The organism is Roseitalea sp. MMSF_3546 (assembly GCF_030732865.1).
GTDB lineage: Bacteria > Pseudomonadota > Alphaproteobacteria > Rhizobiales > Rhizobiaceae > Roseitalea.
The window spans coordinates 69,625-82,838 of record NZ_JASHKB010000008.1; the positions used below are offsets into that span (position 1 = coordinate 69,625).

At 67.7% G+C, this 13,214-nt stretch carries 13 protein-coding genes; all 13 read left to right on the top strand.

Going from position 1 to position 13,214, the window contains the following annotated elements; all coding sequences use genetic code 11:
* The first annotated feature begins 20 nt into the window (after positions 1–20).
* A complete protein-coding gene (tolR, locus tag RBB34_RS08600; RefSeq protein WP_306118794.1) occupies positions 21–476 on the top strand; it encodes a protein TolR in 456 nt (151 codons plus the stop codon).
* A gap of 5 nt (positions 477–481) precedes the next feature.
* Positions 482–1,522 (top strand): TonB C-terminal domain-containing protein, encoded by a 1,041-nt coding sequence (locus RBB34_RS08605; RefSeq protein WP_306118795.1) that lies wholly within the window; start codon positions 482–484, stop codon positions 1,520–1,522.
* A gap of 89 nt (positions 1,523–1,611) precedes the next feature.
* Entirely contained in the window at positions 1,612–2,931 is a 1,320-nt protein-coding gene (gene tolB / locus RBB34_RS08610; RefSeq protein WP_306118796.1) for a Tol-Pal system beta propeller repeat protein TolB, read from the top strand.
* Positions 2,932–3,115: 184 nt separating this feature from the next.
* Positions 3,116–3,625 carry a peptidoglycan-associated lipoprotein Pal gene (gene pal / locus RBB34_RS08615; RefSeq protein ID WP_306118881.1) on the top strand — a complete coding sequence of 170 codons (510 nt, stop codon included), beginning with the start codon at positions 3,116–3,118 and terminating at the stop codon, positions 3,623–3,625.
* Between the two features lie 142 nt (positions 3,626–3,767).
* Positions 3,768–4,706, top strand: a complete 939-nt coding sequence (ybgF, locus tag RBB34_RS08620; RefSeq protein ID WP_306118797.1) for a tol-pal system protein YbgF — start codon at positions 3,768–3,770, stop codon at positions 4,704–4,706.
* The gene (gene tilS / locus RBB34_RS08625; protein ID WP_306118798.1) at positions 4,681–5,868 is read left to right on the top strand and encodes a tRNA lysidine(34) synthetase TilS; all 1,188 of its coding nucleotides are present in this window, start codon (positions 4,681–4,683) and stop codon (positions 5,866–5,868) included. Before ybgF ends, tilS begins: the two co-directional genes overlap by 26 nt.
* Before the next feature lie 64 nt (positions 5,869–5,932).
* On the top strand, positions 5,933–7,876 hold the full coding sequence (ftsH, locus tag RBB34_RS08630; protein WP_306118799.1) for an ATP-dependent zinc metalloprotease FtsH: 1,944 nt from the start codon (positions 5,933–5,935) through the stop codon (positions 7,874–7,876).
* Positions 7,877–8,032: 156 nt separating this feature from the next.
* The gene (locus RBB34_RS08635; protein WP_306118800.1) at positions 8,033–8,821 is read left to right on the top strand and encodes an SGNH/GDSL hydrolase family protein; all 789 of its coding nucleotides are present in this window, start codon (positions 8,033–8,035) and stop codon (positions 8,819–8,821) included.
* Positions 8,822–8,945: 124 nt separating this feature from the next.
* A complete protein-coding gene (locus RBB34_RS08640) occupies positions 8,946–10,880 on the top strand; it encodes a propionyl-CoA synthetase (RefSeq protein WP_306118801.1) in 1,935 nt (644 codons plus the stop codon).
* A 116-nt stretch (positions 10,881–10,996) separates the two neighbouring features.
* Complete coding sequence (locus RBB34_RS08645) at positions 10,997–11,788, top strand: SDR family oxidoreductase (protein WP_306118802.1); 792 nt, start codon at positions 10,997–10,999, stop codon at positions 11,786–11,788.
* 93 nt (positions 11,789–11,881) lie between these two features.
* Complete coding sequence (locus RBB34_RS08650; RefSeq protein WP_306118803.1) at positions 11,882–12,259, top strand: VOC family protein; 378 nt, start codon at positions 11,882–11,884, stop codon at positions 12,257–12,259.
* On the top strand, positions 12,252–12,404 hold the full coding sequence (locus RBB34_RS08655; protein WP_306118804.1) for a hypothetical protein: 153 nt from the start codon (positions 12,252–12,254) through the stop codon (positions 12,402–12,404). Before RBB34_RS08650 ends, RBB34_RS08655 begins: the two co-directional genes overlap by 8 nt.
* Positions 12,405–12,408: 4 nt before the next feature.
* Positions 12,409–13,128 carry a YafY family protein gene (locus RBB34_RS08660; RefSeq protein ID WP_306118805.1) on the top strand — a complete coding sequence of 240 codons (720 nt, stop codon included), beginning with the start codon at positions 12,409–12,411 and terminating at the stop codon, positions 13,126–13,128.
* The last annotated feature ends 86 nt before the right edge of the window (positions 13,129–13,214 follow it).

Genomic DNA, 13,214 nt, shown 5'->3' on the forward strand with positions numbered 1-13,214 from the left:
GTAACCACAGGGGCGGGACGATGGCGAGAGGCTTACCCACTGGCGGAAGGGCATCGGGCCGTTCGCGCGGCCGGCGCAGCCGCAACGGCGTGCTGGTCTCCGAGATCAACGTCACGCCGTTCGTCGACGTCATGCTGGTGCTGCTGATCGTGTTCATGGTGGCCGCGCCGCTGCTGACGGTCGGCGTGCCGATCGACCTGCCCGAAAGCCGGGCCAACGCGCTCAACGCCGACACCCAGCCGATCACCATCTCGATCAACTCGCGCGGGGAAGTGTTCCTTCAGGAGACGCAGATCGAGGTCGACGAGGTGGTGCCCAGGCTGGAGGCGATCGCCCAGACCGGGTATGACGAACGAATCTTCATTCGTGGCGACCGCAATGCCGATTACGGCACGATCATGGTCGTGATGGGCCGGATCAACCAGGCCGGCTATCGCAATCTGGGTCTGGTGACCCTGCAGGAACAGGACAGGTAGGCATCATGCGCGCCGGGCTTGCGATATCGGCGACATTGCACGTGGTCCTGATCGGCTGGGGCGTGTTCACCCTGTCATCGCCGGACACCTTCGATGTCGAGGATGTCGAGGCGCTGCCCGTCGAGCTGGTCGAATTCGGCGAAATCAGCCAGAGCCAGGAAGGCGCCGAGGATGCACCGCAGGACGGTCCGCCGCGGCCCGAACCTGTGGAAAGGCTGCAACCGCCGCCCGACGCGGTCAATCGGGGCGACAACGAGCGCGACCAGTCGACACCGGAAACCGAGACGCAGCAGCCGGTCGAGGTCGAGGAGGTGCGCCTGCCGACCCCCTCGGAGCAGACGCGCGAGATCGTGCCGGTCGACCCGGTCGAGGAGATCATCGCCGCCGAACCCGAACCGGAACCGGTACCCGAGCCCGAACCCGAACCGGAACCCGAGCCGGAACCCGAGCCGCGACCGATCCCGATCCCCGAGCCCGAAGCCGAACCCGAGCCTGCGCCCGACCCCGCACCGGAGACGGCCGAGCCCGAACGCGTGACCATTCCCGATCAACTGCCGATCCCGGTCGAACGGCCGCTGCGGCGGGCGCAGCCGGCGCCCAACCAGCAGACCGAGCGCGTCGAGGAGCAAGAGCCCGTCGACGAGGTCGCCAGCCTGTTGAACCGCGAGCGCGGTTCGGGCGGCGGCGCCGCATCGTCCGAGCAGACCGCCTCGGTCGGCGCCACGCGCACGACTGGCGGAACCACGCTCACGCAAAGCGAGATGGACGCGCTGCGCAACCAGATCCAGTCGTGCTGGAACGTGCCGGCGGGCGTCACCGACGCCGACCAGCTGCGCGTTTCGATCCGCTTCAACCTGGACCGCAACGGCCGCGTCGAAGGGCGTCCGGCCGTGATCACGAGCTCGGGCAACCAGGCGGCCGATGACAGCGCCATGCGTGCCATCATGATCTGCAACAACCGTTTCGACGGTTTCGACCTGCCCTCGGAAAAGTACGAATCATGGCAGGAAGTGGTCGTCAATTTCGACCCCAGCGAGATGTTCTGACCGGGATCCGCCGGCGCCGCAAAACGGCCACAGATCGCCTGCCAAAGGCGCGCGAACATCGACACGCGTCGACAAGAAGGATGAACGACATGATCAGAATATGGGCCGGATCGCTGACCAGTTCGCTCCTTGCGGTCGCCGTGGTCTTGCTGGTGAGCATCGCGCCGGCGCGGGCCCTGGTCGAGATCGACATCAATCGCGGCACGATCGAACCGCTGCCGATCGCGGTGACCGATTTCATCTCGGCGGACGGCCTGGGCGCGCAGATCAGCCAGGTGATCACCGAAAATCTGCGTCGCTCGGGCCTGTTCGCGCCGATCGAGCGGACCGCCTTCATCGAGCAGGTCTCCAATCCCGATGCGGTGCCGCGCTTTCAGGACTGGCGGGTGATCAACGCCCAGGCGCTGGTCACCGGGCGCGTGACCGAGGAGGGCGGCGGCCGGCTGCGCGCCGAGTTCCGCCTGTGGGACACCTTCGCAGGCGAGCAGATGACCGGCGAGCAGTTCTTCACCAACAAGGAGAACTGGCGGCGCGTCGCGCACATCATCTCGGACGCGATCTTCGAGCGGCTGACCGGCGAGAAGGGCTATTTCGACACCCGCATCGTCTTCGTCGCCGAGAGCGGACCGCGCGACAACCGCGTCAAGCGGCTGGCGATCATGGATCAGGACGGGGCGAATGTGCGCTATCTGACCCGCGGCGGCGATATCGTGCTGACGCCGCGCTTTTCGCCCTCGCGCCAGGAGATCACCTATATGGACTTCGCCGGGGGCGAGCCGAAGGTCTATCTGCTGCAGCTCGAGACCGGACAGCGCGAGCATGTGGGCGATTTTCCCGGCATGACGTTCAGCCCGCGCTTTTCGCCCGACGGGCAGAAGGTGGTGATGAGCCTGCAGCAGCCCGACGGCAACGCCAACATCTATGCGATGGACCTGCGCAGCCGCAACACGACGCGGCTGACCAATTCGCCATCGATCGACACCTCGCCGTCCTATTCGCCCGACGGGCAGCGCATCGTCTTCGAATCGGATCGCGGCGGGCGCCAGCAGCTTTATGTGATGAGCGCCAATGGCGGGGATGCGACGCGCATCTCGTTCGGCAACGGCTCGTATTCGACGCCGGTCTGGTCGCCGCGCGGCGACCTGATCGCGTTCACCAAGATGTCGGGCGGGCAGTTCTCGATCGGCGTGATGCGCCCGGACGGCTCGGGCGAGCGCATCCTGACCACCGGCTTTCACAACGAGGGACCGACCTGGGCGCCCAACGGTCGCTACCTGATGTTCTTCCGCCAGGATGCCGGTGCGGGCGGCCCGCAACTGTACACGATCGACCTGACCGGCCGCAACGAGCGGCGCGTGCCGGTGGAGGGGTTCGCGTCCGATCCGGCCTGGTCGCCGCTGCTGGAGTGATCGGTGCGGCGCGCCGGCTGCCGCCTTGTCGCCGCAATTGGGCGTCACCGCGAAAGCCAGCGTCACCGGCCGGATGTCATGAGTCGGCAAGGCTTCGTTAACCGTGTTCCTGAAGCGGCGGTTAACCCAAACAGGGTTAGCAAACGACTTCAGGAACGTCTCGAATTTGAGAGGAATGAAGGCTATGGGCCTCAACCAGATCCGTCCGGCAGGCGTGCTGATGGCTGTCGTGCTGACCGCGCTGGCCATTACCGGCTGCGCCAACAACCGCAACCTGCCGAACAATCCCGCCGATCTGGGCCTGGGCGCGGGGGCCGGCGCGACGCCCGGCTCGCAGCAGGACTTCACCGTCAATGTCGGCGACCGCATCTTCTTCGACACCGACTCATCGGTCGTGCGCTCGGATGCGCAGGTGATCCTGGCGCGCCAGGCGCAATGGCTGAACCAGTACCCGAACTTCCAGGTCACCATCGAGGGCCATGCCGACGAGCGCGGCACGCGCGAGTACAATCTGGCGCTGGGCGCGCGGCGCGCGGCGGCGACCAAGGCCTTCCTGGTCTCGCGCGGCGTCAATGGCGCACGGATCAAGACCATTTCCTACGGCAAGGAACGGCCGGTGGCGACGTGCGACGACATTTCGTGCTGGAGCCAGAACCGCCGGGCGGTGACGGTGCTGGGCGGCGCGGGAAGCTGACCGCGCCGACAGGCGACCCTGACGCAATCAAGCGGCTTCGGCCGCTTTTTTGTTGACAGGGCAAGGGCGACACCAAATTTTCGTCCCACTGACATGCATCAGTGCGGCCAGTCCGATCCACAGGCGCAAGGTAGAAAAGGACGTGACACATTTCAGAACCATGCTCCCGGCGCTGCTGGCGTTGGCGGTGACCGGCGCGGGCCTGATGTCGATGCCGGGCACGGCCGGCGCGCAGGTCACCGATCCGCGGGTGATGCAACTCGAGGAGCAGTTGCGGCAGCTCACCGGTCAGATCGAGGAGCTCAACTTCCAGATCCTGCAGATGCAGGAGCAGATGCGCCGCCAGCAGGAGGATTACGAATACCGCTTCCAGCAGCTCGAGGGCGGCGATCCGCAGGACGCCTCGCGCCCGCCCGCCAACGAGCAGGGAGCGATCGAGGCCGGCCCGCCCGAGCGCGCGGTGGCGGGCAGCGCACCGCCGGCGCAGGCGGGGGCGACGACGGCCGGCCGCGTCGCGCCCGAACAGGCCGCCAGCGCGGCCGCGGGCAACGATGACGGGCGCGGTGCGCCGCCGCGCAATCTGGGCACGCTGACCCTTGGCGCCGACGGCAGCGTTCGGGGCGCCGATGTCGACTTCTCCAAGGACGCGGTAGGCGCGGCCATAGACGGGCGCCAGGTGGCGAGCATAACCGGTGCGATGGATCCCGAGGAACTCTATCGCACCGGTTATGGCCACGTGCTCGATGGCGACTACACCATGGCCGAGGAGCTTTTCCGATCCTTCGTCGAGCTTTATCCCGACGACATCCTCACGCCCGATGCGCGGTTCTGGCTGGGCGAAAGCGTGCTGGCGCAGGGGCGCTACGAGGATGCCGCGCAGATCTTCATCGATACGCGCGCCCGACATCCCGACGCGCAGAAGGCGCCCGAAACCATGCTCAAGATCGGCACGATCATGGCCGCGCTGGGCAATCGCGACCTGGCCTGCGTGACCTTCGACGATGCGCTCGCCACCCATTCCGACATGGCCCCGGCGCTGCGCCAGCGGATCGCCGATGAGCGCGCCAAGGCACGCTGCTGACGCCGACCCGGCGGCCGCCGCCGAACGGGCCTTTGCCGAACTCGACCTTGCCGGCGACGCGCCGGTCCTTGTCGCCGTTTCCGGCGGCGGCGATTCCACCGCACTGGTTCATCTGTTCAGGCACCATCTCGCCCGCCTGCCATCGGCGCCGCCGATCATCGCAGCAACCGTCGACCACCGTCTGCGGCCCGAAAGCACGGGCGAAGCGATGGCCGTGGCACGCATGTGCGAGCGGCTGGGAACGGCCCATCGCATTGTGACCTGGGACGGGCCGGCGCGCTCGACCGGGCTACAGGTGCAGGCGCGCGAGGCCCGCCATGCCCTGCTGGCCGATCTGGCGCGATCGATCGGCGCGGGCATCGTGCTTACCGGGCACACGGCCGACGACAATGCCGAAACGCTGGCCATGCGCAAGGCGCGGCAGGGCGTCGCCGGCATCGGCCTGGCCGGCATCGACAGGGCAGCGCTCTACCGCCGGGCCGTGTGGTTCGTGCGTCCGCTGCTCGACTGCGGCCGGGCGGACCTGCGCGCCTGGCTCGCCGCGCGGGGAATCGGCTTCATCGACGATCCGTCCAATGAGGACAGCCGCTTCGAGCGCGTGCGCGTCCGCCGGGCGCTGACGCGCGAACCGGCGTGGCGCGCCGCGCTTGTCGCCCAGGCCAGCGCGCAAAGGGCACGGCGCGCGGCGCGCGCGCTTGCCGGCGCGCGCTGCCTCGATCGCGCCGAGGTCTGGCGGTTCGACGGGGCGCATCTGTGGTTCGATCCGGCGGCCGGCGAAGCCGCATGCACCGCCGACGCGCTCGCCGCCGCCATGGCCGGCGCGCTTACCTGGACGGGCCGGCTGGCCCGCCAGCCCGGCGCGCGGCAGACGGGCGCGGCGCTCGCCTTTTGCCGCCAGGGGGCCAATGGCGCCGCCTTCACGATCGCTGGCTGCACGCTGGCCCGGCGGGACGGGCGGGTGCGCCTGGCAGCGGACCCGCGCCATGCGCGCGGTCTCGACGATGTCGGCTTCAACCGGCTTGTCGCGGAAACCGATCGCCCGCTCGCCCAGGCCCTTGCCCGACTGCACGGGGCGGCCGGCTACCGGCCGCCGCCATGGCGCGTTGACCACAATCACGCCCTTTCGTCGCACAATGCTCGGATTGGCTTGGCAAAGTGCTGAGCGGAACCTATCTTCGTCCCAGACACATTGCAGTGCGCCGGATGCGGCGCGGTTTGGAAGCCAGATGAACCCGAATTACCGAAATTTCGCCCTGTGGGCGATCATCGCGCTGATGCTGGTCGCGCTGTTCAACATGTTCCAGTCGCCCAACGATGCGGGCGCGACGCGCGACATCTCCTACACGCAGTTCCTGCAGGACGTGTCGAACGGCCGCGTGGAATCGGTGACGATCCAGGGCGAGCAGATCATCGGCACCTATGGCGACACCGGCGTGACGTTCCAGACCTATTCGCCGGGCGACCCGGATCTGGTGGCGCGCCTCGAGGATCGCGGCGTGGAGATCCGTGCCCGCCCCGAGGCCGACGGGTCGAACTCGTTCATGGCGGTGCTGCTGTCATGGCTGCCCATGATCATCATCCTGGGCGTGTGGATCTTCTTCATGCGCCAGATGCAGGGCGGCGGCAGCCGGGCGATGGGCTTCGGCAAGTCCAAGGCCAAGCTTCTGACCGAGGCGCACGGGCGCGTGACGTTCAACGACGTCGCCGGCGTCGACGAGGCCAAGCAGGATCTCGAGGAGATCGTCGAATTCCTGCGCGATCCGCAGAAGTTCCAGCGCCTGGGCGGCAAGATCCCGCGCGGGGTGCTGCTGGTCGGCCCGCCCGGCACCGGCAAGACGCTGCTGGCGCGCTCGGTGGCCGGCGAGGCCAACGTGCCCTTCTTCACCATTTCGGGTTCGGACTTCGTCGAGATGTTCGTGGGCGTGGGCGCATCGCGCGTGCGCGACATGTTCGAGCAGGCCAAGAAGAACAGCCCCTGCATCATCTTCATCGACGAGATCGACGCGGTCGGCCGGCATCGCGGCGCCGGCCTTGGCGGCGGCAATGACGAGCGCGAGCAGACCCTCAACCAGCTTCTGGTCGAGATGGACGGGTTCGAAGCCAACGAATCCATCATCCTGATCGCGGCGACCAACCGGCCCGACGTGCTCGACCCGGCGCTTTTGCGCCCGGGCCGCTTCGACCGGCAGGTGGTGGTGCCCAATCCCGATATCGTCGGCCGCGAGCGCATCCTGAAGGTGCATACGCGCAATGTGCCGCTGGCCCCGAACGTCGATCTGAAGACGATCGCGCGCGGCACGCCCGGCTTTTCCGGCGCCGATCTGTCGAACCTGGTCAACGAGGCCGCGCTGATGGCCGCACGGCGCAACAAGCGCCTGGTCACCATGCTCGAATTCGAGGACGCCAAGGACAAGGTGATGATGGGCGCCGAGCGCCGTTCCAGCGCCATGACCGAGGAGGAAAAGACGCTGACCGCCTATCACGAGGCCGGCCATGCGATCCTGGCGCTGAACGTGCCCTCGGCCGACCCGGTGCACAAGGCGACGATCATCCCGCGCGGGCGCGCGCTCGGCATGGTCATGCAGCTGCCCGAGGGCGACAAGTACTCGATGAGCTACAAATACATGGTCTCGCGCCTGGCGATCATGATGGGTGGCCGTGCAGCCGAGGAGATCAAGTTCGGCAAGGAGAACATCACGTCCGGCGCCGCCTCCGATATCGAACAGGCGACGAAGCTGGCGCGCGCCATGGTCACGCAATGGGGCTTTTCGGAAGAACTGGGCACGGTCTCCTATGGCGAGAACCAGCAGGAGGTGTTCCTGGGCCATTCGGTCGCCCAGCAGCAGAACATGTCCGAGGCGACCGCCGAGACGATCGACGCCGAGGTGCGCAAGCTGATCGATGATGCCTACAAGACGGCCATGAAGATCCTGACCGACAAGAAGGAGGACTGGATCACGCTGGCCGAGGGTCTGCTCGAATACGAGACGCTGTCGGGCGACGAGATCAAGGAACTGCTCGCCGGCAAGAAGCCCTCGCGCGATATGGGCGACGACACGCCGCCGCCGCGCGGCTCGGCCGTGCCCAAGACGGGCGCCGCCAAGCGCCCCTCGCGCGGCAAGAAGGGCGGCGAACCCGACGCGGGCGGCATGGAACCGCAGCCGCAATAGCACGACGGCATTCGAACCGCGCCGCGCCCCCGGACCGATGCCGGGGGCGCGTTGCGTTCGGCCCACCGATGGCGGCCGTCGCGTTCTTTCCAGGCGGCGCAAAACCACCTAAAATGCATATTCGCAGCGGCATCATCGCTTCAGGACGCCACCGCCATGCTCAACACCCTGACGTCGACGGCGCTCTTTTCCTGGGCGATGTTCCCCGTCTATGCGTTCCAGGGCGTGCGCGTTCGCATGCGCATCGAGCGGATGTTGCCGGCGCCGGTACCGGCGGCCGGCGAGATGTCCGGCAACAGCGAGCCGGTGCGTCTTCTGGTGATGGGGGATTCGACCGTCGCCAGCGTCGGCATGGAGCGGATCGAGGACACGCTCGCCTACAATATCGCCAAGGCGGTGAACGAGTGTACGGGCTGGCCGGTGCGCTGGCGCGCGGCCGGTGGCAATTCGGCGACCGCGTCGGACATTCGCGACTACATCCTGCCGCATATCGAGGAACGCGACTGGACCCATGTGGCGCTGTCGGTGGGCATCAACGACATGAAGAACTTCCACGTCGTGCGCCGCTTCAAGCGCGATTTCGGCTCGCTCATCTATGCGCTGCGCACCCGATTCCCGCAGGCGCGGGTGATCTGGTGTCCGATCCCCGACATGCGCCAGTGCCCGGCCCTGCCAAGGCAACTGGGCCGCGTGCTGGCGGCGCGCGCCGAACTGATCAACGCCATGGGCACGCGCATGTGCCATGAGCGCGGCGCCATCGTGACCGATCGCGTGCCCCCGCAACAGCACAATGCCTTTGCCCGCGACGGTTTCCACCCCAATGGCGAAGGCTATCGCATCTGGGGGCGGCACTTCGCGCGCTGGATCGCCCCGCCCGAAGGCGAGAGCGACCCGCTGCCAGATGCCGCCATGCCCGAGGTGACGCCGCTGCGCCGCAGCGCCTGAGCCCGAACCATCGTCGGATGGACGCGCGCGGCAACCGTGCCTAGTAATGTCGGATCGTACCCAAGGGGCCGGCTTGCGCCAGCACGCATCGGCCCGTTGCAGCGCGACAGGGAGGAGCGGGGCGATGGACCATCGATCATCGGGCTATCATGAGACATACGCGGCGTGGCGGCGCGACCCCGAAGGGTTCTGGGCCGAGCGGGCCGGCGCGATCGACTGGTTCGCGCCCTGGGATCGGGTGTTCGACCCCGCCCAGGGCGTCTATGGCCGCTGGTTCGTTGGCGCGACCTGCAACACCTGCCACAACGCCCTCGACCGGCACGTGGCGGCCGGGCGCGGCGACCAGCCGGCCATCATCCATGACAGTCCTGTCACCGGCAGCAAGCGCACGGTGAGCTATCGCGAACTGCACGAGGAGGTGCAGGCACTGGCCGCCGTGCTGCGCGATCTTGGCGTGGCGAAGGGCGACCGCGTGATGATCTACATGCCGATGGTGCCCGAGGCCGTCATCGCCATGCTCGCGACGGCGCGGCTGGGCGCGATCCATTCGGTTGTCTTTGGCGGGTTCGCCGGCATCGAACTGGCCACGCGCATCGACGACTGCCACCCCAAGGTGATCGTCACCGCGTCCTGCGGCATCGAGCCGAGCCGCGTCGTCGAATACATGCCGCTGATCGCGCACGGGCTGGAAGAGGCGCAATTTGCGCCCGAACACTGCATCGTGCTGCAACGGCCCGAGCATGTGTGCGCGCCGGTGGAGGGCCGCGACATCGACTACCGCGAGGCGGTCGACGCGCACAAGAATGCCGGCACCGTGGTCGATTGCGTGCCGGTGGCGGCGACCGATCCGCTGTATATCCTTTATACGTCCGGCACGACCGGCCAGCCCAAGGGCGTGGTCCGCGACAATGGCGGGCACATGGTCGCGCTCGCATGGTCGATGGACGCGATCTACGACATCAGGCCGGGCGAGGTGTTCTGGACGGCCTCCGATGTCGGCTGGGTGGTCGGCCATTCCTATATCGTCTATGCGCCGCTGCTGCATGGCGCGACCACGCTGATGTTCGAGGGCAAGCCGGTCGGCACGCCCGATGCGGGCGTGTTCTGGCGCGTGATCGAGGAGCATCGGGTCGCCGCGCTGTTCACCGCGCCGACCGCCTTCCGCGCGATCAAGAAGGAGGATCCGAAGGGCGCGCTGGTGGGCGATTACGATCTGTCGAGCCTGCGCACGCTGTTCCTGGCCGGCGAGCGGGCGGACCCCGATACGATCGAATGGGCACAAAGGACGCTCGATGTGCCGGTCATCGACCATTGGTGGCAGACCGAGACGGGCTGGGCGATCGCCGGCAACCCGGTCGGGCTCGGGCGGTTGCCGGTCAAGATCGGCTCGCCCACCGTGCCGATGCCGGGCTACGACCTGCAGGTGCTCGACGACGAGGGCCATCGGGTGCCCGCCGGCACGCTGGGCAATATCGTGATCAAGCTGCCGCTGCCCCCGTCCTGCCTGCCGACGCTCTGGAACGCCGACGAGCGCTTCCGTGCGGCCTATCTCGACGAGTTTGCCGGCTACTACAAGACGGCCGATGCCGGCTATGTCGACGAGGACGGCTATGTCTTCATCATGGCGCGCACCGACGACATCATCTCCGTTGCCGGCCACCGGCTTTCGACCGGCGGCATGGAGGAGGTGATCGGCCGGCATCCGGACGTCGCCGAATGCGCGGTGATCGGCATTGCCGACCCGCTCAAGGGGCAGGTGCCGGCCGGCTTCGTCATTGTCAATTCGGGCGTGGACCGGGATGCGGCCGAGATCGAAAGCGAAGTCGTCAGGCTGGTGCGCGAGGAGATCGGCCCGGTCGCCGCCTTCAAGATCGCGGTGACCGTCAATCGCCTGCCCAAGACGCGCTCGGGCAAGATCCTGCGCGGGGTCATGCAGAAGATCGCCGACGGCGCGCCCTGGAAGATGCCCGCCACAATCGACGATCCGGCGATCCTCGAGGAGATCGGCGAGGCATTGAGGGCGCGGGGCATCGGCGCGTTTGCAAGGCAGACGGCATAGGGCCATGGTCGGCCGCGCCGGCAATGCGGTTCGGCAAGGCCGGCCTTGGCGCGGCAGTTCCCTGTCATCGCAAAAGCGGTTAGCCTTTCGCCCTCGACCGACACACGGAGTTTGCCATGGCCCTTGACGGCAAGATCGCCATCGTCACCGGCGCGGCGCAGGGCATCGGCTTTGCGATCGCCAAGCGCTTCCTGCAGGACGGCGCGCGCGTGGCGCTGGCCGATATCGACAAGAAGAAGGGCGATGCCGCCGTCGAGGCCCTCGAGGATCTGGGCGAGGTGCTGTTCATTCCCACCGATGTCGGCAACCGGCTCGACGTGCACAATCTCGTCGCCGGCGTCATCGAGGAGTGGGGCGACATCGACGTTCTGGTCAACAATGCCGGCATCGTGCACGGCGCCGATTTCCTCGAGGTCACCGAGGCCGATTTCGACAGGGTGATGCGCGTCAACCTGAAGGGCGCGTTCCTGTGCGGGCAGGCGGTGGGACGCTATATGGTCGACAAGGTCAGCGATGGCGGGCCGGCCGGGGCGATCGTCAACATGAGTTCGATCAACGGCACGGTCGCCATTCCCAACCAGGTGCCCTATTGCGTCTCCAAGGGCGGCATCAACCAGCTCACCAGGGTGATGGCGCTGTCGCTCGCTCCGCATGGCATCCGCGTCAACGCGGTCGGACCCGGCTCGATCATGACCGAGATGCTGGCTTCGGTGAACGCCGATCCGGCGGCGCGCAACCGCATCCTGTCGCGCACGCCGCTCCTGCGCATCGGCGAGACGGCCGAGGTGGCGGCGGCGGTCGCGTTCCTGGCTTCGAGCGAAGCAAGCTACATGACCGGCGAGATCATCCATGCCGATGGCGGCCGGCTGGCGCTCAACTATGTCGTCGACGTGCCCGAGCAGGAATGATTCCGGCTCCTGACAGAATGCTGTCAGGACGGTTGTGCGACACCTGTCCCGTGCCCGATCGGGCGCGCCAAATCGGAGCAAGAGGTATCGACGATGAGCATTCAGGAACACGCGGTCGTGTGGACAGAAATCCCGGTCACCGACATGCAGCGCGCCATGGCGTTCTACAATGCGGTGCTGGGGATCGAACTGGTCGAGAACAATGACGGGCCGAACCCGATGGCCGACTTTCCGACCAAGGATCCGAAAAAGGGCGTTGCCGGCCATCTCTATCCCGGAAAGCCGGCACCGAAGGGCACGGGCAACACCATCCATCTGGCCGTCGACGAGCCGCTCGAGCAAGTGATGGAGCGCGTGAAGATGGCCGGCGGCGAGGTCGTCTCGCCGGCGATCGACATTCCGGCGGGCAGCTTCTTTTACGCGCTCGACCCGGACGGCAACTCGATCGGCCTGTTCAGATACAATGGCTGAACAAGGCAAGGCAGACGGAACGGTGAGCGGGCACGAGCGCATGGGCCTCGTGCGGATCGAGGCGATGGTGCCCGGGCGCGGCGAACGGATCGCGCGGATGCGCGCCACGATTGCCGCCGAACACGACGCGGCCGGCCGGGGATGATGCGATGCGCCGCGCCGACCGCCTGTTCCAGATCGTCCAGCATTTGCGCGGCGGCCGGCTGACCACGGCGGCGCGGCTGGCCGAACGGCTGGAAGTGTCCGAGCGCACCATCTATCGCGACATCGCCGACCTGCAATCGACCGGCGTGCCGATCGAGGGCGAGGCGGGCGTCGGCTACATCATGCGCGCCGGGTTCGACCTGCCGCCGCTGATGTTCACGCGCGAGGAGATCGTGGCGCTGGTGGCCGGCGCGCGCATGGTCAGCGCCTGGGGCGGCGTCGCCATGGCCCGGGCGGCCGCCGAGGCGCTCGTCAAGATCGAGGCCGTGCTGCCCGAGGACGCGCGAGCGCGGCTCAAATCCGTCGAGATCCGCGCGCCCGCGCACCGGATGAGCGCCGAGGAGCGCGTCAAGATCGACACGCTCGAACGGGCCTGCGAGGAGCGGCTGGAGATCGCCATCGCCTACACCGACGCGGCCGGCGCGGCGACCGAGCGCGCGATCCGGCCGCTCGGACTGTGGTTCTGGGGCGGCACCTGGACTGTGGTCGGCTGGTGCCTCAAGCGCGGCGATTTCCGCATGTTCCGGATCGACCGGATCGGCACGTTGATGCCGACCGGCGAAACCTTCCGGCCCGAAAGGGGGCGGACCCTGCGCGATTTCTATGCGCAGATGATCGAATGCGGCGAGGTGCCCGGGGACGTCGACTTCCTGGGGCCGGTCTGACGGTTCGTGGCCTTGCCAACTGCGCGTCGCCTCGCCCGGCGTCCGCACCCCCACCCTTCATCCCTCCCCCGCAAGCGTGGGAGGGA